The sequence below is a fragment of the Peptacetobacter sp. AB845 genome (genome assembly GCF_047528295.1).
In the GTDB taxonomy this organism is placed as follows: Bacteria; Bacillota; Clostridia; order Peptostreptococcales; family Peptostreptococcaceae; genus Peptacetobacter.
Map to the genome: position 1 here is coordinate 2,094,158 of NZ_CP180001.1, position 24,802 is coordinate 2,118,959.

Genomic DNA, 24,802 nt, shown 5'->3' on the forward strand with positions numbered 1-24,802 from the left:
TAAATTATCACTTTAAATATTTAAAAACAATAGATTTGGTCTGAACGGTAGGAAAAACGTCCCGAATGGTAAGTTTATGAATCTATATCTCTCATACCATCTGATATTTCTTTGTTTTTAAAATCTCTGTTTGCTAATTTTACTGCTATTATACAAGTAGCTAATGTAACAACAGCAAATATTATCGCTTGTGGATATGGGAATGTAAAGTCCATAAAATGTTCTATTCCAAAGTTTGTATATGCATTATTGTTCCATTCCACATATTTCACAAGTTTATATGTAGCTAATGCTATTCCAGATACTATACTTAATACTGCATATGTTATTGCTTCGAACATATTCATTCTATTCATATCCTTAGCAGACATTCCTAAAGCTCTCATTGTAAATATCTCTTTTCTTCTTTCCATTAAGTTAGATTTAACTGTACAGAATATACTTATTGCTGCAATCATAAGTACTAAAGTTATGTTTATCATGCTTTTTCTGAACACTTCTTTTTTAGAATTATTCTGAATATTGGCAAAACCTACTTTTAAAGCTATACTTCCTGGTATATTTTGTGTTATATATTCTTCTACTTTACGATTTGCTTTTTCATTTTCAAAGCTTTCATAATCTACAGTCAAGTTATTATATGCTTTAAATCCTAAAAGTTCTTTCATATTATCTTCAGATGTTATAACCTCAAATTTATATGGCATTAGTGCATCACCATAAGACATCCAATCAGGTTTTAAAATAGCTGCTACTCTTACTTTTACATTTTTCTTTTCTATTTTATCTCCATTATGGTATTTTACACCAATATCGATTATATCCCCTTGTTTTAAATCTTTAAATATCTTTTTCTGAGTACTAGTTTTTATCATATCATAAAAACTATTGTACACAGCCACATTTATATATCCATCAGTTTTTGTTTCTAATTCTTCAGCAGTCTTTCCATCTAGCATATATGGTTCAACATATTTCTTTAATCCTTGATTACTATAAAATCTAAGATGATTTTCACATTCTACTTTTTTGTCACCTTCTAAACCGTAATAATCTATAAATGCTTTTTCAACATTTTTCTTATCTGCTACAAATGTAGATGTTCCATTATATGATGGATTTACTACTTTTACTCCATCCATATTTCTTATTTTTTCTATTTTTTCATCTGGTATTTTGTATGTTTCTGGGTCATTTGCTATACCTATAGAAGTTTCTACATCATATTTATAATATATTGTTCTTATCTTATCATTTACCTCTTCTTCTATACTAGAAAAAGTATACATTATTAAATATCCACAAAGTGTTATTGTAAGTATTGATACAAGAGTTCTAGTCTTTTTAATCCAAAGATTTCTAATTCCCATATATCTAAATATTCCGAATTTATCTTGAATAAACTTTCCTATTTTAGATTGCTTTTCTCTTTTTTTGTGTTTTGTAGAGTTAGATATAGCTTCCATACATCCTACTCTACCAATTCTAATAACTGGAATTATTGTAGCTAAAACTATTGCCAATATAGATATATTTGCTGTTTTCATAATTACATCTTTATCAATGTGTAGATTAGGGCTAATTCCTATCTCGTTCAATAAAGGATCTTTAAAAATAATTAATCCTAATTTTGTTATACCAAGCCCTAATACAATTCCTATAATTGTTCCAAATACTGCAAGAAGTATAGATTGATATACTACCATAAATCTTATATCTCTTTTCCTTGCTCCAATAAGTCTTAGCATACTTATTTCTCTAAGATATTCACTCCATATTATATTCATCATATTAAATACTAAAAGTATAACTGTTATTATCAAAACTATATTATTTGAATTAATTTCTTTCATATCCTTTAATAGATACACTGAAAAACATTCTGATAAATAATTTGAATTTGGATTTATTGTTAATCTTCCAAGATTGTAATCTTTTAACAATTCTTCTGCTTTATTAGTAGCAACCAATTCATTTCCTTTAAATCTAAGTATGATATCATATGTTAATGCTTCCTGTGGTATTATACTTTGCCCTTCAAAATCTCCGTATGTATAAGAAATTCCTCTTTTTTGCTCAGCACCTGTACTTGAACTACTTATAGTCCTTGCTTCTTTATACGTCCTTTTTACTGTTCCAACTACTTTAAAACTCTTATTTTCTGAATATAACTTTTTCTCACCACTTGGTAGAGTGTATTCTTTTCTAAGCTCAAAAGATATTGTCTTTCCTATTGGGTTACCTGATACTCCTAAATTTTTAGCACTTTCTTCATCTAATACTATTTCGTCGTTATTTTTAGGTTTTCTTCCTTCCAGCACTTGTGCCTTTCTATCAAAGAAATTCATAGGATTATCATTCTCTCCATTAAATGATTTTAATTCTACTCTTGTTCCATTTTCTTTATTTATTAAAAATCCTAAGTTTTGTACATTGTCCCTGTATCCTACTCTATTATCATTTTCTACCTTTTCTAACTTTTCTTTGCTAATATCTACATACTCACAATGATAATCTCCATAAGACTTTTTAAATGCTTCCATTCTATTATATTTTTGAGATACTTCAAGCATATCCATAGAAATCATAAATGCTACTGTAGCTATTACCATGATAAACATCATCAAAGTCCTTGATTTATTCTTCTTCATATATAAAGAAGATAACTTTCTATATATTTTCATAACAATCACTCTCCTTTTTTATAAAATAACATTTTTAAAATTCATAAACAATAGATTTTGACGAGTGGTATTAAATATGGAGTGAATGGCAATCTTTTTATCTTTACAAGATTAAAACAAAAAAATAAGAGCATCCGTATCAATAATTTGATACAAATACTCTTTTTATTTACAGAGCTTATAAACCTAATTTTTGGGGATAACCACCTTTATTCTAAATGTATTTTCATCACAAAATATATTCATTTTTCCATTATATTTCTTTACAGAAGCTTCAACACTTTTTATCCCTATACCATGTTTTGATTTATCATTTTTACTTGTAATATATCGTCCTTCTACTTTTTTAACATCATTTTCTTTACTATTTTCACAAATAAAAACAAACATATTTTTAGCCCACATAGATTTTAAATTTATATACTTTCTACTATTTTCAATTTTATCACAGGCTTCTATTGCATTATCCAGTATATTTCCTAAAATACTAGACATATCTATATTTTCTATAAATCCTGTATTTTTAGAATCTAAATCTAAAATGAACTCTATCCCTTTATTCTCACAAATCTTCATTTTTTCGTCTACAATTATATCAAAAATAGCATTTCCACTTGCTTTAATTTGGTTAGCTTTATTTAATTCATTTTGTATACTTTCTATATACTCTAGAGAATCCGATTTATTTTTATTCATATTTTTTATAGCATAAAGATGATTGTTCATATCATGATATAAGCGTCTAATATCTTCTTGAGATTTTTCTAATTTTTCATAGTAATCATTTTTAGATTCAAGTCTAGTATACATTTCTTTTTCTTTTACTTTTTCTTCACTTTGTTTTTTTATCTCAAGAATTATATAAAGAATTATTACTGTAGATATTATAGTAAACATAGGTATTATTTTTGTAATAATAATATACAATTCTGAACGATTTATTCCATATTTTTCTGTCTTTATTACATATTGCATTAATACTATGTAAACAAAATTTAGCATAATTATATTTATTGAATACCTATAAATTTTATTCTTTAAAAGTCTATCTATTAATTTGTCTAATATTATTACACTTATCCAAATTATTATTGCTATAATTATTATTTTTATATTAAATATATTCCAGTCATGCAATTCAAATTTTAAAGAAAGTGGACTTGACATGCTTACTCCATTTTCAAATGTAAATAAAAATCTTGATAAAAAATAATTCTCAATCATACTTATATATTGTCCTGTTAGTATATATAAAAAAGTAAACTTTTTCCATTCTAATTTATATACTTTTGAATATATATAAATAATTCCTATCATTATAACTATATTACTTATAATCCAAATCGCTTTTTCCTTAGATATTCTCATACTCTTGATAATCTCTATTAAATCAAGCGATAATGCAGAATGTTGGCTTATATTATTATCTAAAATAGCTATATTCCATATGCTGATATACCTTGATGCTACATATAAGACTATTATTATAGTCGCCTGAATAACTATATTTTTCAAAAAATCTATATCGCTATATTTCCTATATCCAACTACCCAGTTTAATATAGATATCGAGAATATTATACAAATCAAATTAATACACTCACCAATTAATACATCCATTATATATCCTCTCCTATTGACCAGAAGTATTTATCCACTACTTCTTTATATTTATTTCTGCTAATAGGTATTCTCGCTCCATTTTCCATAATTATATCCCTATTGTAAATCTCTTCAATATATATCATATTTACAATATAACTCCTATGACATTGTATAAATAATTGTTTTTCAAAGTTAGATACAATATCATTTAAGTTACCTCTACATTCTAAATCTCCCTCTTTTGTGCATAGTTTTATTTTTTTATTAATTGCTTCTATATATATTAGATCTCTACTATATACTTTCTTAAATCCATTATCGGTCTTTATTTTTAAAAAGCAGCCTCTTTTTTTAGCTACTTCTACCACACACTCTTTTAGATTTTTTTCTATAACTTCATGTTGTATTGGCTTTTTTATAAATCTAAATGCTCTTACCTCAAAAGCTTCACTTATTTTTTCTCCTATTGATGTTACAAATATTATCTCAGTTGTTCTATCATATTCTCTTAGTTTACGAGCAGTTTCCATACCATCCAACCCATCCATTTGTATATCTAAAAAAAGTATATCTATTTCATTATCTAATTCTATATATTTTATAACATCTTCACCATTGCTAAATTCTTTAACTTGATACTCTATGTCTTTATCTATCATTGTATTTAGTATAGCGTTTTTTATATCCATTCTAACGTCTAACTCATCATCACATATTCCTATTGTTATCATTTTTTACCTCTCTTTATATCAACTAATTAAAAAGAGAGTATCTATGCTTTATAATTTTTGACATAAATACTCTCTCCCTTCTTTACTATTATTTATCTAGTTCTTTATGAACAATATGGCTCAAAATGTACAAATTTTCTATTTCGTACAAGTACAAATTCTCATAATTTATATCTATGCCAAATTCTTTATTTAGCATACAAACAAAATCATACGCATTATCTCCATACAACCCTGTCATATTATTAATCAAACTATTTTTTTCAAGAAACTCTATATTTATTCGTCCATCTGCAAAATTTTCATTCAAAATATCAACAATCTTTCTAACAATAGTATCATACACATATTCTTTTTTATATTTGTATCTTCTTTCTTTATATGTTTCAGATATGTTTGATTTACTTTTTAAAATTTGCTCTATTTTATAAATATCTTTTGTATTCTCTTTATACATTATCTCTGCTATTATCCCCGCAGCTAATGCAGATGATCTACTATGCTTTCCAAATGCAGTTACACTATCTTTAAATTTATACAATCTATCTCTTCCATTTGCATACATTTGGTTTTCTCTTTTACTATCATATGTATAATCATTATCTTTGCAAATTCTCTTATATCCTTTCACACCAATTACAGAGTCAAATGAAGCTGGATAACTTTTTATATTTTTTGCTTTCTTATGTTTAGAAGCTACTAGTATCTTTCCTTCACTTCTAAGAATATTGCATACTGTTCTCAAATCTTCAAGTCTATTTTCTTTTATCATAGATGCTGATATATTTATTATATCTATATTTTTACCAATCAGATTTGCTAATGCTACTATAAGCTTTGATACTTCAGTCACTCCTTCATCATTAAATATCTTAATAGGATATATTATCGCTTCTGGGCATCTTTCTAGTATAGTCTTTGCACATAATGTTCCATGTCCTATTACATCTTCTATATTATCTATACCTTCAACTTGCAATTCTTTATCATATACATATCTATCTTTGATATCTTTATCTTCCGTATCTATTCCTGTATCTAATACAGCAATTTTTATATTTTTCATAGAACTACCTCTTTATTCATTTCTATACAATTTATAGTATATTCCCTTTTTAGATATAAGTTCTTCGTGATTTCCTGATTCTGCTATTTTTCCATTTGACATTACAAATATTTTGTCTACATCTTTTATAGTAGATAATCTGTGTGCTATCACTATTACTATTCTATCTTCTAAGTTCTTCTTTATACTATCCATTATTATATCTTGAGATACATTATCTAATGCTGATGTAGCTTCATCAAATATAATAATTGGACTATCACATAACATAGCTCTGGCTATAGAAATTCTTTGCTTTTGTCCTCCAGATATTTTTATTCCTTTTTCCCCTATCTCTGTATCTAAACCAGCTTCAAGAGAAGAAATAAAATCATCCAAACCAGCTAAGCTACATACTCTCAATATATCATCATCTGGTATTTTTTTGCCTAATGATATATTATTTCTTATTGTACTATCAAATATAACTATCTCTTGACTAACTACAGAAATACATTTTCTCAAAGACATAAGTTTTATATTTCTTATATCTCTTCCATCAATTTTAATCCTTCCATCATCAACATCCCATAGTCTATACATAAGCTTTGAAAGAGTTGACTTTCCACATCCACTCTCTCCAACAATAGCTGAAATATCTCCTCTTTTAAATTTCATAGATACATTATTTAAGATATATTTCTTTTCCGATTCATCATTTTCATATCCAAACTTTACATTTTCAACAGATATTTCTTTAATATTATCTGCTCTTAGTCCTTCTAGCATATTTTGATCTTCATCTATAACAGGCTCTTCATCTAATATAGAATATACTCTTTCTATAGAAACTTTAGCTTGTTGTATTCTATTATTTGCATTTACAATACTTATACATGGACCTATTAACATTCCTGCATAGTTTTGAAATGCTATTAATGAACCTAATGTAAAATCTCCATTTATTATCATATATCCACCATATCCATATATAGCCATACTCATCATAAGATTAAATATATTTGCAACACACATATTCCCACTCATAAGAACATCTATTTTTATATCCTTATTTATAAGTCCTCTCTGACCTTTTATAAATTGCGATATAAAAAATCTCTTTGACTTAGATATTATAACATTCATTATATTATAAACATATTCTTGAACTACATTGCTTGTATCACCATATTCATCTCTAAACATACTCACATTAGAATGTATATTTTTTGTAAAGTATCTCTGCGTTGTAACAAGTAATATTTGTATAAACACAACAACTACAAAAAGAACAGACTGTAGTCTGAACATTAAGTAGAGAGAAATAATCGCTGTTATTGAATTTTTAATAATAGAAAATACAAGTTCCGCATCTATATTTTCTATTATATCTATATCAGATTGTACTATAGACATAAGATTTCCAGTTTTATTCTCTGTATAGAACTTCCCAGATAACTTCGATAAATGATCTAATACCTTCAATCTAAACTTTACAGCCACCCTATTTCTCATAGTTGCATATATATAGCCTAGTGCCAAATTTAAAACTCTAGCTAAAACTGACATTACAGAATAAGCTACAATTATTTTTAATAGTAATTCAAGATTTTTTCCTGTTATACCTTTATCTACCATATTTTTTGTCATCATAGGCAGAACAAGGTCTATTGATGTTATAAATATCACCATTATCATTGCAGTAAAAATACTCATCTTATTATGATTTACTACAAATTTTATAAACCTTTTTATAGGACTTTTTCTTTTGGATATATTTGACTTTTCCATTTATAAATCCCTACCTCTTTCACCAAGTTCCAAAAGTTTTTTAGTTGTTTTAAAGTTCATATGTTCATCAACACAAGCCATATATGGCACTTCTGAATAACTACCTGTACTAAGTTTGTTAACTATTCTACATCTTACAGCAGTACAGTATTCTTTTCTTGTACAACCTGAACATTCTTCAAAATCTCTAAAATTCTCATTAACAACTTCTTTTAATTTATCTTTATCTAAAGGGTTTTCATTATATATATTTCCTATTTCATAGTCTTTTTTACCTATTGCAAATGTACACGGATAAATTGTTCCATCTGTATCTATGCAAAATGTGCATATACCACCAAAACAATCCCCTCGCTTAACATTTAAAAGTCTTAAATCTGTCATACCTAAATTTACTTCTGGATTTTTTAAATGAAAGTCTATAAGCTTCATTCTCTGTTCTTTATATACTTCAACTTTTTCCTCGCTCCACTCAGACATAATATCTACAGCAGTTGCAAGATATCTAAAGCCAAGTTTTGACACACTTTCAATACTTTCATACATTTTATCTACATTATATTGGTTAAATGTCATCCTACATCTAATAGGTATATTTTCATCTTGTAGTTTTTTTATATTTTTCATAACTATATCATATGATCCACTTCCGTCTGGAAATACTCTATTTGCATTATGTGATTCTTTAGTACCATCTAAACTTATAGATACCTCTGTTAAATCATTTTTTATAAACTCTAATATTTCATCGTTCATTATTGTTCCATTTGTAGTCATATCATATATTATTTTTCTATCTACTATTTCATCATCCAATTTATTTTTAATATATTTTACTATATCAAAATTTAGAAGAGGTTCTCCACCATGAAGTGTTATCCATAATGGTCTTTTATCATCCTTTTCTTCTTTTAGTTTTTCTTTTATAAACTCTATACATTTATCTGCTGTTTCTTTGTTCATATATTTTTTAGGTTTACAACCACCTTCATAACAGTAGCTACATCTAAGGTTACAATCATCAGTCATTACTATTGTAAATTTCATATTTTTATTCCCCCCATACTATTCTATTTAATTGTGGTTTCATTATAGAACACCATTTTTCATAGTCAGGACAATCTTCATTATCTAACAACTTATCTACTAGTGCAGGACAGAAAAAGCAAAACACATTTACATCACAATCCTTACATTTTTCAAAATTATACGGCATTATATTTTGTAGTCTAGCTGCTAGTTTACTATCAGATAAATCATAATCAAAATCAAGCACACTCATTCTAGTATCTTTATCTAATGCACTTCCATAAGAATACTCTGGTTTTATCAAAGATTGACATGGATACATATTTCCATCATAATCTATAAACATTTTTGACTTATACATATCACAAGAACATGATTTTAGATTATCTTTATCTTTTTCAAAACTTAATTTATCTAATTCTGTAAGTCCAAATGGAAGTATAGTTTCCTCCGATATAAAGTATGAAGCATTTTCTACTCCCCTACCTTCTGGCTCAAAGCATCTAACCATTCCTTTTGTTCCTATTCTTTCGTTTAAAGCATAAAATTTTTCTTCAAGGTGTTTATTCTTATCTCCAACAACCATAGACGTTCTTATATTTCTAAATCCTCTAGTATGAAGTAATACTATAGATCTCATTATTTTATTGAATACTCCTCTTCCCCTAACTAATCCACAAGTTTCTTCATCTACTCCATCTATACTTATTTCTACTCTATTAAAATGATTTACTATAAAGTCTACATTAGATTCATCTATAAGAGTTGCATTTGTAGAAAGAACTAGTTCTGTTTTACAGTCTTTTTCTTTAAAGTAATGAACACACTCTTCAAAATCGCTTCTTATCATAGGCTCTCCACCTGTTATTATAAACTCATACGGTTCTAGTTCAGCTACAAAATCCATAATGGATTTTACATCTTCTGTAGTTAGTATATCTTTTTCTGTAGAGTTGCAATTTGTACAACAATGTCTACAAGCTAAATTACACTTATGCGTTGCTGCCAAATATATAGCTTTAAATCTATTATTCATATTTTTATAAAAATCTTCACTTATTGATGATTCAAGTATACCTGCTTTTCCCATGTTTATCATAAGGTCTTTTATATATTCCTTGTCTGAACCTTCAAACATATTGACAAATTCTTCTACTGTAAGTCCCATTTCTTCTGCCTTTTTTATATATGAGTATACTTCTTTACTTTGAATTATATGTCTTTTAAATCTTGTGTTGTACATAAGTACTCTGTTGTTTCTTTCTTTTATTATCAATTCTTTGTCTTTAAATTTAATTATTTCTTCTCTAAACTTCAAAGTAATCACCTTCTTTATGATTTTTATTTAATATATGGGGATAGCAAAAACTATCCCACATATTAATTATTTTTATTCTTTACTATCTAATCTATATCTCTCATACCATCTGATATTTCTCTATTCTTGAAATCTCTGTTTGCTAGTTTTACTGCTATTATACAAGTAACCAAAGTAACTATAGCAAATATCGCCACTTGTGGGTACGGGAACGTAAAGTCCATAAAATGCTCTATTCCAAAGTTTGTATATGCGTTATTATTCCACTCAACAAATTTGAAAAGTTCATATGTAGCTAATGCTATTCCAGATATTACACTTAAAAAAGCATACGTCATTGATTCCCACATATTCATACTATTCATATCCTTAGCAGACATTCCCAATGCTCTCATTGTAAACATTTCTTTTCTTCTTTCCATTAAGTTAGATTTAACTGTACAGAATATACTTATCGCTGCAATCATAAGCACTAACGTTATATTTATAACACTTTCTCTGAATATATTTTTCATTTCTTGATTTTGAGTATTTACAAAACCTGTTTTTAAAGTTATGCTTCCAGGTATATTTTGTGTTACATATTCTTCTACTTTGCTATTTGCTTCTATATTCTCCATATCTTTATAGTCTACAGCAAGATTATTATATGCCTTAAATCCTAAAAGTTCTTTCATATTATCTTCAGATGTTATAACCTCAAACTTGTATGGTCTTATTATATCTCCGTAAGCTTGCCAATCTGCCTTGATAATAGCTGCCACTCTAACCTTTACACTTCTTTTTTCTATTTTATCACCATTATGATACTTTACATTTAGGTTGATTATATCCCCTTGTTTTAAATCTTTAAATATCTTTTTCTGAGTATGAGTTTTCATCATATCATAAAAACTATTGTACACAGCCACATTTATATATCCATCAGTTTTTGTTTCTAACTCTTTAGAAGTTTTTCCATCTAGCATATATGGTTCAACATATTTTTTTAAATCTTCATTATCATAAAATCTAAGATAATTTTCAGTTTCTATTTTTCCATCACCTTCTAAACCGTAATAGCCTATAAATGCTTTTTCAATATTTTTCTTATCTGTCACAAATGTTGATGTATCTTCATATGTGCTTTTAACTGATTTTACACCTTGCATATTTTTTATTTTATCTATTTTATTATCATCTATTTTAAATATTTCTTCATCGTTTGCAATTCCACCACATACTGTTATATCATTCTTATAGTATATTCTTCTTATTTTATCATTTACTTCATTTTGCATACCAGAAAAAGTATATATTATTAAATATCCACAAAGTGTTATTGTAAGTATTGATACAAAAGTTCTAGTCTTTTTAATCCAAAGATTTCTAATTCCCATATATCTAAATATTCCAAATTTATCTTGAATAAGCTTACCTATTTTAGATTGTTTTTCTCTTTTTTTGTGCTTTGTAGCATTAGATATAGCTTCCATACAACCTATTTTACCAATTTTTATAACTGGAACTATTGTAGCTAATACTATAGCTGACACCGCTACCTTTATAGTTTTCATAATTACATCTTGATCAATATGTATACTAGGACTAATTCCTACTGCATCTAATACTTCATCTTTAAACGAAACTAATCCTAATTTTGTTATACCAAGTCCCAATACAATTCCTATAATTGTTCCAAATGCAGCAAGAAGTACAGATTGATAAACAACCATAAATCTTATATCTCTCTTTCTTGCTCCAATAAGTCTTAGCATACTTATCTCTCTAAGATACTCACTCCAGATTATATTCATCATGTTAAATACTAAAAGTATAACTGTTATTATTAAAACTATATTATTTGGATTTATCTCTTTTACACTTTTTAAATCTTTTATAGAAAGTAATTCTGATAAATAATTTGAATTTGGATTTATAGTCATTCTTCCTAAGCTATAATCATTTACTAATTGCTCCATTTTATTGCTAGCAACTAGTTCATTTCCTTTAAATCTAAGTATTATATCATATGTCAATGCTTCTTTTGGTATTATGCTCTGTCCATTAAAATCTCCATATGTATAAGCTATACCTCTCTTTTGTTCAGCTCCAACATTTGTACTACTACTCATATTTTTTATATCTTTGTAAGTTCTTTTTACTATTCCAACTACCTTAAACTTCTTATTTTCTAAGTATAATTTTTTCTCACCACTAGGTAGAGTATATTCTTTTCTAAGCTCTAAAGATACTGTCTGCCCTATTGGACTTCCAACTATTCCAAAATTTTTTATACATTCTTCATCTAATACTATTTCATTATTATTTTTAGGTTCTTCTCCTTTGAGAACCTGTGCTTTTCTATCAAAATAATTTTTAGAATTATCATTTTCTCCATCAAATGATTTTAATTCTCCTATTGTTCCATTATCTTTATTTATTAAAAAACCTAAGTTTTGTACAGTATCCCTGTACTCCACTCTATTATCATTTGCTACTTTTTCCAATTTTTCTTTGCTAATATCTACATACTCACTATGATAATCGCCATAAGCTAGTTTAAAGGCTTCCATTCTATTATATGTTTGAGAAACTTTAATCATATCTATAGAAATCATAAATGCAACTGTAGCTATCACCATTATGAACATCATTAACGTTCTTGATTTATTCTTTTTCATATATAGAGCTGATAGTTTTCTATATATTTTCACAATATTTTCCTCCCTTCTTTTTATACAAAAGGGAGATTAAATTAAATCTCCCTTTTATATAATTTTTTTATTTAATTTTTATTTTTCAATATTCTACTATCTAATATTTTGATGATTGATATGAAGATGGTTTACCATTAGTTTTACAATCTTCACAGCAGTCATACTTACAAGATACACCAGCATTATTTTTACACTGATCTCCTTGCACTTCTATCTCTTTTAATTCTATTTTTTCCTGTATTTTTATTTTTTTAATTTCTTTTGCTTCAGACATTTTTTGTTCCTCCTAAGTTTTAATATTTATATATAAAACCAAACTAAAGTAGAGTCTCAAATAGTATCCTCTGCCAAACTCTATTATTATCTTTTTTCATTTTATTCTGTGTACAGGCTGCTATTTTCAATTTTCTTTAATTCAGCTAATATATCGAATTTAAGAAATTTTTATTTAAATTTCTTATCTCTTCTTGTCTTTAAAATAACATTTTTAATTATTAAAAACAATAGATTTGGTGTGAATGGTAGAAAAAATGACCTGAATGGTAAAATTCTACTTCCACAATATATTTTCCAAATGCTTTTTATTAAATTCACAGTATTTTTCAAATGCTTTTTCATTTTCATATAGTAACCGATTTTTCGCTGGGCAAGTATTACAAAAAGCATTTACTGAACAATCTCTGCAACGAGTCTGATTTTTTAGATCTAAGTTTTCAAAGTTTTTAAATCCTTCAAAATCCTTTTTATATAATTTTTCCTCTGTTTCTAAGTCCATATCTAATATATTAAATGTCTTAAATTTATCATCTGTTATATTTGGACAAGAGTACACATATCCATCGTCTGCTATAAATATACTATTTCTTCCAGCATTACAATGTCCTGTATTTATATTGTCATAGCTATTTTCATCTAAAGTATATAAATCTTGAGGAGTGTAGAATACCTCATCATTTTCAACATACTTTTCACATCCACTAAATCCTCTTCCAAATTTACAGAAGTATCTTATTCTCGCTTTTGTACCTATTTTTTCATTTAATTCTTCAAACTTTTGTTTATATCCTTCGTTGTATTTTCCCATTACCATAGATATACTTATCTTATCGCAACCATTATCTTTAAGATATCCAATAGCCTTCATAACCTTGTTGAATACACCTTTTCCCCTTATTTCTGAACAAGTTTCTTCGTCATATCCATCAAGGCTAATCTCTACTGCGTAAAAATTATCACTTATAAATTTAGCCATTTTTTCATCTATTAGCGTAGCATTTGTGCTTAGTATGAGCTTTTCGTCGTATTTTGATTTTATATATTCTATAAACTCAACAAAGTCTTTTCTTACAAGTGGCTCTCCCCCTGATATTGTAAGATTGATTGGGTTTAATTTTAATACATTGTCTACAACTTTTTTTAGTTCTTCCAAATTCATTCTTTCTTCCCGATTTATGTTTGATTCTTTGCAACAATAGCAACAATTTAGGTTACATTTATTAGTTATCGCTATTGAAACTTTTGGAACCATTCCATAATATATTTCTTCATTTGGATTATCTGTTACTAGATCTAAATCTTCTAATGATTTTATTATTTTTCTAAAGTAGTCTTTGTCATCTTCACTAAATAAATCAATCATTTTTTCAAGAGCCAGTTGTTTTTCAACTGACTCTTCTATCACTTCATAACATACAAGAGGAATTTTTATCCATTTTCCACTATATTGGTTGGATATTATAACAGCGTTGTCTTTTTTCATTATATTTGCTTTTTTATTATAAAAATAACCACTCATAACACTTCCTCCTCTAGTCTATATCTCTCATACCATCTGATATTTCTTTATTCTTAAAATCTCTGTTTGCTAATTTTACTGCTATTATACAAGTCGCTAGTGTAACAACAGTGAATATTATCGCCTGTGGATAAGGGAATCTAAAGTCCATAAAATGTTCTATTCCAAAATCTGTATAAGTATTATTGTTCCACTCAACATATTTTACAAGTTTGTATGTTGCCAATGCTATTCCAGATATTATACTTAATACTGCGTATGTTACAGCTTCATACATATTCATACTATTCATATCCTTAGCAGACATTCCCAATGCTCTCATTGTAAATATTTCTTTTCTTCTTTCCATAATATTAGATTTAACTGTACAGAATATACTTATAGCTGCAATCATAAGTACTAAAGTTATATTTATAATGCTTTCTCTGTATATTTGCGACATTGCTTCCTTTTGTTGATTATAAAATCCTTGTTTTATACTCAATGATGCAGGTATATTTTCTTTAACATATTTTTCTACTTTTCTATTTTCTTCTACATTATTTATATCCTTATAATCTACAATTAGATTATTATATGCTTTAAATCCTAGCAATTCTTTCATATTATCATCAGATGTTATTATCTCTAATCCTGAAGGTTGAAGAGCATCTCCATAAGACTGCCAATCATCTTTAAGAATAGCTCCTACTCTAACTTTTATATTTCTTTTTTCTATCTTATCTCCATTATGGCATTTTACACCAAGAGTAATTATATCTCCTACTTTTAGATTTTTATATATTTTATGATATGTATCTGTTGTCGTAGGATCATAAAAGCTATTAAATACAGCTACATTTATATAACCATTTGTTTTTTGTTCTATATCTTTTGTAGTCTTATTATCTAACATATATGGCTCTACGACTTTCTTTATATCATCATTTTCAAAAAATCTAAGATGATTTTGATATTCAACTTTTTCACTGCCATCTATTCCAAAGTATTTTATATAGTAGTCATTTATTTTATTTTTATCTTCAATAAAGGTTGCATCACCATTGAATCTAGCATTTGCACATTTCACAGCATCCATATTTTTTATTTTTTCTATTTTATTTTCTGGTATTTTATATGTTTCTGGATCATTTGCTATACCCATTGATGATTCTATATCATATTTATAGTATATTCTCCTTATTTTATCATTTACTTCATTTTCCATATCTGAAAATGTGTACATAATTAAATATCCACAAAGTGTAACAGTAAGTATTGATATTAATGTTCTAGTTTTTTTAAGCCAAAGATTTCTTACTCCCATATATCTGTAAATACCAAATTTATCCTGTATAAATTTACCTATTTTTGATTGTTTAGTTTTGTTTTTATGTTTTGAAGAACTTGATATACTTTCCATACATCCTACTCTTCCTATTTTTATAACTGGAACTATTGTAGCTAATGCTATAGATACAACAGATATTATAATTGTTTTTATCATTACACCTGAATCTATGTGGATTTTTGGTTTTACTTTTGCTATTTCCAAAGTACTATCTTTAAGTATATTAACACCTATTCCTGTTATACCAATTCCAACTATAACTCCTATAGCTATTCCTATTACAGCAAGTAGCAAAGATTGATATATTACCATAAATCTTATATCCCTTTTTCTTGCTCCAATAAGTCTTAACATACTTATTTCTTTTAAGTATTCACTCCAAATTATATTTAGCATATTAAATACTAAAAGTATAACAGTTAATATTAATACTAAATTACTTGTTCTTGTATTTGATATTTCTCTTGCAAATGTAACATCACTTAAAGCTGCTAAATAATTTCCATTTGGGTAAAATGCCATTCTTCCAAGATTATAAGTAGCGGATACCTTTTCCACTAAACTTGAGGCTTTTTCTTCTTTTACATTAGCATATCTTAATATTATGTCATATGTTAATGCTTCCTGTGGTATTATGTTTTGTCCATTAAAATCTCCATATGTATAACTAATCCCTCTTTCTTGTTCTGCACCTGTTATTTCTGAATTAAGTCCTGAATATACTCTTTTTACCACACCAACTACTTTGAAAGTTTTCCTTTCAGAATATAATTTTTCCTCTCCATTAGGAAGATTATAGCTTTTTCTAAGTTCAAAAGATATTTTCTTTCCTATTGGATTTCCTTCTATACCTAAGTTTTTAACACTTATTTCATCTATTATTATTTCGTTGTTATTTTTAGGTATTTTGCCTTTAAGAATTTGACCTTTTCTATCGAAATATTTCATTGAATTATCATTTTCTCCATTAAATGATTTTAATTCAACTCTAGTTCCATTATTATTATTTATTAAATATCCTAAGTTTTGTACATTATCGTTATATCCTACTCTTTTATCTTTAGCAACTTTTTGCATTTTTTCTTTACTTATATCTACATACTCACAATGATAATCTCCATACGTTCTTTTATATACTTCTGCTTTATCATATGCTCTAGATATATCTATCATGTCTATAGAAATCATAAATGCTACTGTAGCTATTATCATAATAAGCATCATAAGACTTCTTGATTTATTCTTTTTTATATATTGTAAAGAAAGTTTTCTATATATTTTTTTCATAATATCACCCCTTTATCCTGATTAATCAAAATAATAATTATTATCTTTTTATTTAAGTAATTACTTTTTCTTGCTTATAGAATAACATTTTTTATCTGAAAAATACTCAATTTGTCCCGAGTGGTAGAAAAAACGTCCTTAACGGTAAAAATTTATCTTTACAAACAAAAAAATAAGAGCGTATACATCATTTTCATAATGTATACACTCTCAAATTTATAAACTCTATATTAAATTTTATCTCTTAGGAATCATTATTTTAACTTTAAACAAATTATCGTCGCAGAATATCATCATATTCCCATCATAATTTTTTACAGATTTTTCGACGCTTTTTATTCCTATTCCATGCTCAGATTTATTAAGCTTATCAGTTATAAATCTATCTCCAATCTTTTTAACCTCATTTTCTTTGCTATTTTCACAGATTATTACAAACATATCATCTGCCCACATAGAAGTTAGTTTTATATATTTTTTATTGCTTGTCATTTTATCACAGGCTTCTATAGCATTATCCAATATATTTGCTAATATACTAGACATATCCATATTTTTAATAAATCCTGTGTTTTTAGAGTCAACATCAATATCAAACTCTATCCCTTTATTTTTGCAAATATTCATTTTTTCGTCTACAATTATATCAAAAAGAGAGTTTCCGCTTACTCTAGTTTTACGAGCTTCTTTTAGCTCATTTTGTAAGCTTACTATATAATCTGACGCATCTTCTGAGCTTTTATTCATCATCTGTATATTGTATAGATGATTATTCATATCATGGTATAATCTTCTTATTTGATTTTGAGATTCTTCAACTTTTTCATAATAATCATTTTTAGTTTCTAGTCTATTGTATGCCTGTTTTTCTTTTATTCTTTCCTCGTTTTCTTTTTTGATCTCAATAACTATATAAATAGTTACTGTAATGGCTATTATTGCTAATTGTGGTACTACTTCCATAATAATTAAATATTGTTCAATTTGAAATGGACCGTGCATTTCTGCAAATCTTACTAATATTTTTAGCATTATAAATACACTATTTACAAGAATAATGTATGATGCGTATACATATATTTTATTTTTTAAAATTTTATTTATAATCTTAATAAAAATAATAATTAATATACATACTAAAAATAAGATTGCTAATACCTCTATATTAAATATATTCCAATCGTGTATATTTAAATTATGAACTATATTATCTGATAAACTTTTACCAGTTTGAATTGCAAATAATATTCTTGGTATAATAATATCTGCAAATATACTTGTATATTGTCCAGATAGAATATATAAAAATATAAATTTATTCCATTCAACTTTATATATTTTATTGTATATCAAGGTCATACTAACTCATACTAACTATTATAACTATGTTTACTGTAATCCAGATTAAGTTTATTATTGAAAAATCAAAATTTTTGATAATAGAAAATAGACTAAAGTAATTCTCTATATAATTTGTTTTTTCGTTATATATGATAGATAAATTCATTACATCAATGTATTTTGATATGATAAATATAATCACTACTATAACTGATTGAATAGCTATGTTCTTCCATTTATCTATATCACAGTTTTTCCTATATCCAACTACAAAATTAACTATACTGATAGATAAAACTATACTCACCAATCTTATAATTTCCGCTAATAATATATCACTCATTATACATCCTCACCTACTGACCAGAAGTATCTATTCATCACTTCTTTATACTTGCTTCTACTTATTGGAACAATAGATCCATCCTTCATAATAATATCCTTGTTTCCTATTTCTTTTATGTATATTATATTTACAACATAGCTTCTATGGCATTGTACAAATAGCTGCTTTTCAAGATTATCCATTATTTCTTTTAAAGTTCCTCTATATTCAAAATTGCCCTCTTTTGAGTATATTTTTACCATTCTATTGAGAACCTCTATATACACAATATCTCTACTATATATTTTTCTAAATCCTGTTTCTGTTTTTATCTTTAAGAAACAACCCCTCTTTCTCGCTATTTCTATTACACATTCTTTTAGATTCTTTTCTATAACCTCATGCTGCACGGGCTTTTTAATAAATCTAAACGCCCTCACTTCAAAAGCTTCACTTATCTTATTTTCGATAGACGTTACAAAAAGTATCTCTGTCGTTCTATCATACTCTCTAAGCTTACGAGCTGTTTCCATACCATCTAATCCATCCATCTGTATATCTAAAAACAGTATATCTATCTCATTATCAGATGATATATATTTTATAACATCCTCACCCTTACAAAACTCTCTTATCTCATACTCTGTACTATCTTCCTTCATACTTTCTATCACAGACTCTCTTATCGCATCTCTAACATCTAACTCATCATCACAAATTCCAATTGTTACCATTTCATTACCTCACACATAACCTTTAATACTTATTTAATTACATTACTATTGTAACATAAAACTATTTTTGTAAAAGACTATTTAAAAAGGGACTACCGCAAATCATTGCAATAGTCCCTCAATTCTTTATTCGATTTTATAAATCCTGTTTTAAAACTTCTTTAACAACTTCGTAGCTTACATCCATTATTTCAGCACAAGTAACTTTGTTTGCTTTTAATTCTTTGCACATATGTGTTCCGTATCTACCATTTATTTCTTTCATAAATGCCTGAACGTATCTCTTTGCTATCATTTTATCCCCAGTAGAGTCATCTCTACCTTTTACTTCACCGATTATTATAGCAGCTGCATTTACAGCACCACATATGCTTCCAACACCACATCCACCGCCAAGAGCAGTACATAATCTTACTGGTATAGATGCGTTAAATTCTTCGTTATATGCTATTATAAGTGATTCAGCACAGTTGTATCCCTGTTTATATATTTCTGATGGTTTCATTTATCTTTCCTCTCCCCTAATTTAATTTTTCCAAAGTTTATTATATTATAAGGAAAGGTAAGTATCAAGTGTGTTTTATTTACTCTGCTTGATTTCAGTAAATGCTTTTGAAAGCATAAGTTTTATTCTGTTTAGCTGATTTACAGCACTTGCAGATGGATCGTAGTCTATTGGAATTATATTTGCCTTAGGGAATTGTCTTTTCATTTCTTTTATAACTCCCTTTCCTATTATGTGGTTAGGTAAGCATCCAAAAGGCTGCATACAGATTATATTGTCTACTCCATTTTCTATAAGCTCTAGCATTTCTGCAGGTAGTAGCCAACCTTCTCCAGTCTGATTTCCAGATGATACTACTCTTTCTACGTCCTTAGCCATTTCGCCAATCGGTTTTATTCCACTAAATCTTTTGCTCTTTGTAAGTGCATCATTGTAAACTCTCTGATATCTTTCTACAATTTTTATGAATAATTTCCCCATAAATTCAGTAGATTTTTTACCTTCTAAGTTTTTATGTTTATATATAGTGTTCTGAGCACAAGCCATGAAGAAGTTCATAAGTTCTGGTACTACTGCTTCTGCTCCTTCTCTTTCAAGAATTCCTATTAAGTCGTTGTTAGCTATAGGGTGGAATTTAACCAATATTTCCCCAACTAATCCAACTCTAGGCTTTTTAACATCCACTATCTCTAAATTATCAAATTCATCTACTATATCGTATACATTCTGTTTAAATTCTTTAAACTTAGGTTTTTTAAGAGCTTCTATACATTTATTTTTCCATTTTTCATGAAGTGCATTTGTGCTTCCTTTTACTTTTTCGTAAGGTCTAACTCTTGTAACAACTTTCATAAGTAAGTCACCATAGACAACTCCCATTAGAAGTCTTAGTCCCATAGCTATACTCATGCTTTCTTTGATACCGCTCCGTTCTATACCGTTTACACTAAGTGCAATAACTGGTATATTTCCAAATCCTGCATCATGAAGTCCTTTTCTTAAAAATCCTATGTAATTTGTCGCTCTACATCCACCACCTGTTTGAGTAATTGCGACAGATGTGTTTTCTAAATCATATTTTCCAGATTTTAATGCGTGTATAAGCTGACCTACAACTATTATCGCAGGGAAACAAGCATCGTTGTTTACATATTTAAGCCCTTCTTCTATGATATCTTGACTGTAGTCTTTTAGTATTTCTACTTTTATACCACTCTGGTTCATAGCAGCTTCAATAAAGTCAAACTGCATTGGAGCCATTTGAGGAGCTAGTATTGTTCTTTCTTTAGTTATTTTATTATTTTTAGCGTATTGTATTTTCTTTGGTTCTATTTCACTAGATTTTATTCCATTTGCTTCTCTTTCTTCCATCGCAGCTTTTAGAGATCTTATTCTTATTTTTGCTGCACCTAAGTTATTACCCTCGTCGATTTTTAGAAGAGTGTATATCTTATCTTTTTCATCTAGTATTTCTTTTACCTGGTCTGTTGTTACAGCATCAAGTCCACATCCAAATGAGTTTAACTGTACAAGTTCAAGGTTGTCATGCTCTCTTACAAATGTAGCAGCTTTGTAAAGTCTTGAATGGTAAACCCACTGGTCTACTACTCTTAACGGTCTTTCAACTTTAGCTAGGTGAGATATTGAATCCTCTGTTAAAACAGCCATGTTTAGAGAGTTTATTAGTTCTGGCATACCATGATTTATTTCAGGATCTATGTGGTATGGTCTACCTGATAGTACTATTCCCTTTTTGCCAGTTCTATCAAGGTATTCTAATGCCTTTTCACCATGTTCTCTCATTTCATCTTTGAATGATTTTTCTTCTGATGTAGCTTTATCCACAGCTTCATTTATTTCTTTAACTGTTATATCGCTGTAGTATTTAGATAATACTTCATACATTCTCTTTTTAAGTTTTTCTTTGTCGTTTATGCTTATAAATGGTTTTATGTATGTTATGTTGTTTTCTCTTATACTATCGACGTTGTTTTTTATTACTTCTGAGTAAGATACGACAACAGGACAGTTGTAGTAGTTGTCTGCTGTGTTATCTTCTTTATTTTCATTTGTTACACATGGATAGAATATTGTTTTTATTCCCTTATCTATTAAAGACTCTATATGTCCATGTACTAGTTTTGCTGGGTAGCAAACTGTATCAGATGCTATACTAGTTATCCCTCTTTCGTATAGCTTTTTAGATGATCTAGGTGATAGTACAACTCTAAATCCTAGATTATTGAAGAATGTAAACCAAAATGGGTAATCTTCGTACATATTAAGTACTCTAGGTATACCTATTTCTCCACGTTTTGCTTCTTCTTCTGATAAAGGCTTGTAGTTGAATACTCTATCGTATTTATATTTATATAGGTTTATAGATTCTTTTTCTGCGTCATTTTGTACTCCGCTGTAAAGAGCTTCTCCTCTTTCACATCTATTTCCAGATACAAATGCTTCATCTTCTGAGAATCTGTTTATTGTAAGTAGGCAATGGTTTGAGCATCCTTTACATCTAGTTACTTCAGCCTGAACGTGAAGTAAGTCTAATTCATCTGCTTTAAGCATTTTTGTAGGTTTTTCTGGGTTGTATTTTTCTTTAGCAACTAATGCTGCACCAAAAGCTCCCATTAGCCCCGCAATGTTTGGTCTTATTACTTCCTTGCCAATCATCTTTTCAAATGCTCTAAGCACTAAGTCATTGTAGAATGTTCCACCCTGTACTACTATGTGTTCTCCTATTTCATTTAGGTCTTTCATTTTTATAACTTTAAATAGTGCATTTTTTATTACTGAATAAGAAAGTCCTGCAGATATATCGGCTACCTCAGCACCTTCTTTTTGAGCCTGTTTTACTCTAGAGTTCATAAATACTGTACATCTTGAACCTAAGTCTACTGGTTTTTTAGAATATATTCCCTCTTTCGCAAATTCTTTTATATCCATTGATAGTGATTTTGCGAATGTTTCTAGGAATGATCCACATCCAGAAGAACAAGCTTCATTTAATATTATACTTTCTATTACTCCATTTTTTATTTTTAGACATTTCATATCCTGACCACCGATATCAAGTATGAAGTCTACATCTTTATTAAAGAATTTAGCTGCTTTGTAGTGCGCTATAGTTTCTATTTCACCAAAATCTAGTTTTAATGCTCTTTTTATAAGCGCTTCTCCGTATCCCGTCGAAGTAGATGCTACTATTTTGCAGTTCTCTGGTAATAAGCTGTATATTTCTTTAACTATTTTTACAGTTGTTTTTAAAGGGTTTCCTTCATTACTAGAGTAGTATGAATATAACAATTCACCATTTTCTCCTATAAGGGTAGCCTTTGTAGTTGTAGAACCTGCATCTATCCCAAGGAAACAGTTTCCACTGTATTTATTTATATCGTATTTTTCAACGTTATTTATATTATGTCTTTTTAAAAATTCATTATAATCCTCTTCATCTTTAAATAAAGGCTCTAATAAATTTACATTCCCATCGTCTATTGTTTTTATTGAATTTAATTTATCTAATATTGATTTTAAAGATACTTCTTTCTCTTCCTCTGCTAATAGTGCAGCCCCTATAGCTATATAAAGCTGAGCATTTTCTGGGAATATTATATTTTCGTCATCTAAGTTTAATACATTTTTAAATGCCTGTCTTAACTCTGATAGGAAGTATAATGGCCCTCCTAAAAAAGCTACATTCCCTTCTATTTTTCTACCACAAGATAGTACACTTACCGTCTGAACAACTACAGCGTTAAATATACTCATTGCTATGTTAGTTTTTTTAGCTCCATCGTTTATAAGCGGCTGTATATCTGTTTTAGCAAAGACACCACATCTCGATGCAATAGGATATATAGTATCATAATCCTTAGCAAGTTCATTTAGACCTGCTGCATCAGTTTTTAAAAGAGTTGCCATCTGGTCTATAAACGCTCCAGTACCACCTGCACAGATACCATTCATCCTCTGATCTATTCCCCCTGTTATGTATGTAACCTTGGCATCCTCTCCACCTAGCTCGATTACAACATCTGTTTCTGGATGGTAGTATTCTATAGATTTTGTACTAGATATAACCTCTTGAACAAATTTAACACCTAATTTTTTAGATACTCCGATTCCACCTGAACCAGTTATTATTATTTTTACAAATGCATCTCCTATTATTTCATATACATCGTTTAAAACCTCTACTATAGATTTTTTGACATCTGAATAATGTCTCTGATATTTTTTAAATAGTATATTGTTTTCCCCGTCAAGGAGAACAATTTTAACTGTTGTCGAGCCAACATCAACACCAACCTTATATTCACTATCCATTGCTCTTCCTCCTTGTTTAAAATTACTCATCAACATACTCTAAAATATTGAAAACTAAACTTTTACTATGCTTTACATTTTAACACATTAAAAAAATTTTATCACGTTAAATTAATTACAATTCTCAATAATTTTTCTTATTTTTTAATCTATCTATTTTATACTATTTTATAAAAATAGCCTCCGTAAATGGAGGCATTTTTGTTAAAAAAATAAGATAGAACCTTAGAAATCTAAGGCTCTATCTATTA

At 27.8% G+C, this 24,802-nt stretch carries 16 protein-coding genes; all 16 read right to left on the bottom strand.

Going from position 1 to position 24,802, the window contains the following annotated elements:
- Positions 1-74: 74 nt before the first annotated feature.
- On the bottom strand, positions 75-2,684 hold the full coding sequence (locus ACK2WO_RS09970; RefSeq protein WP_414697725.1) for an ABC transporter permease: 2,610 nt from the start codon (positions 2,682-2,684) through the stop codon (positions 75-77).
- 186 nt (positions 2,685-2,870) lie between these two features.
- Positions 2,871-4,304, bottom strand: coding sequence for a GHKL domain-containing protein (locus tag ACK2WO_RS09975; protein ID WP_414697726.1), 1,434 nt, complete (start codon positions 4,302-4,304; stop codon positions 2,871-2,873).
- Positions 4,304-5,020 carry a LytR/AlgR family response regulator transcription factor gene (locus ACK2WO_RS09980; RefSeq protein WP_118548395.1) on the bottom strand — a complete coding sequence of 239 codons (717 nt, stop codon included), beginning with the start codon at positions 5,018-5,020 and terminating at the stop codon, positions 4,304-4,306. Before ACK2WO_RS09980 ends, ACK2WO_RS09975 begins: the two co-directional genes overlap by 1 nt.
- A gap of 88 nt (positions 5,021-5,108) precedes the next feature.
- Positions 5,109-6,086, bottom strand: coding sequence for a S8 family serine peptidase (locus ACK2WO_RS09985; RefSeq protein WP_414697727.1), 978 nt, complete (start codon positions 6,084-6,086; stop codon positions 5,109-5,111).
- 12 nt (positions 6,087-6,098) lie between these two features.
- Positions 6,099-7,856 (bottom strand): ABC transporter ATP-binding protein, encoded by a 1,758-nt coding sequence (locus ACK2WO_RS09990; protein WP_414697728.1) that lies wholly within the window; start codon positions 7,854-7,856, stop codon positions 6,099-6,101.
- Positions 7,857-8,903 carry a radical SAM/SPASM domain-containing protein gene (locus ACK2WO_RS09995; RefSeq protein WP_006439178.1) on the bottom strand — a complete coding sequence of 349 codons (1,047 nt, stop codon included), beginning with the start codon at positions 8,901-8,903 and terminating at the stop codon, positions 7,857-7,859. It lies immediately after the preceding gene.
- Between the two features lie 4 nt (positions 8,904-8,907).
- A complete protein-coding gene (locus ACK2WO_RS10000) occupies positions 8,908-10,203 on the bottom strand; it encodes a radical SAM protein (RefSeq protein ID WP_414697729.1) in 1,296 nt (431 codons plus the stop codon).
- Between the two features lie 86 nt (positions 10,204-10,289).
- Positions 10,290-12,899, bottom strand: coding sequence for an FtsX-like permease family protein (locus ACK2WO_RS10005; RefSeq protein ID WP_414697730.1), 2,610 nt, complete (start codon positions 12,897-12,899; stop codon positions 10,290-10,292).
- A gap of 100 nt (positions 12,900-12,999) precedes the next feature.
- Positions 13,000-13,176: a hypothetical protein gene (locus ACK2WO_RS10010; RefSeq protein ID WP_006439175.1), complete on the bottom strand. Its 177-nt coding sequence runs from the start codon at positions 13,174-13,176 to the stop codon at positions 13,000-13,002.
- A 276-nt stretch (positions 13,177-13,452) separates the two neighbouring features.
- A complete protein-coding gene (locus ACK2WO_RS10015) occupies positions 13,453-14,697 on the bottom strand; it encodes a radical SAM/SPASM domain-containing protein (protein ID WP_201416990.1) in 1,245 nt (414 codons plus the stop codon).
- A 13-nt stretch (positions 14,698-14,710) separates the two neighbouring features.
- Positions 14,711-17,314, bottom strand: coding sequence for an FtsX-like permease family protein (locus ACK2WO_RS10020; protein ID WP_414697731.1), 2,604 nt, complete (start codon positions 17,312-17,314; stop codon positions 14,711-14,713).
- 237 nt (positions 17,315-17,551) lie between these two features.
- A complete protein-coding gene (locus tag ACK2WO_RS10025) occupies positions 17,552-18,346 on the bottom strand; it encodes an ATP-binding protein (protein ID WP_414697732.1) in 795 nt (264 codons plus the stop codon).
- Between the two features lie 328 nt (positions 18,347-18,674).
- Positions 18,675-18,998, bottom strand: a complete 324-nt coding sequence (locus ACK2WO_RS10030) for a hypothetical protein (RefSeq protein ID WP_414697733.1) — start codon at positions 18,996-18,998, stop codon at positions 18,675-18,677.
- Entirely contained in the window at positions 18,998-19,714 is a 717-nt protein-coding gene (locus tag ACK2WO_RS10035) for a LytTR family DNA-binding domain-containing protein (RefSeq protein ID WP_330000287.1), read from the bottom strand. Before ACK2WO_RS10035 ends, ACK2WO_RS10030 begins: the two co-directional genes overlap by 1 nt.
- A gap of 136 nt (positions 19,715-19,850) precedes the next feature.
- Positions 19,851-20,219 (bottom strand): C-GCAxxG-C-C family (seleno)protein, encoded by a 369-nt coding sequence (locus ACK2WO_RS10040; RefSeq protein ID WP_040410213.1) that lies wholly within the window; start codon positions 20,217-20,219, stop codon positions 19,851-19,853.
- Between the two features lie 75 nt (positions 20,220-20,294).
- Positions 20,295-24,551 (bottom strand): acyl-CoA dehydratase activase-related protein, encoded by a 4,257-nt coding sequence (locus ACK2WO_RS10045; RefSeq protein WP_414697734.1) that lies wholly within the window; start codon positions 24,549-24,551, stop codon positions 20,295-20,297.
- Positions 24,552-24,802: the final 251 nt, after the last annotated feature.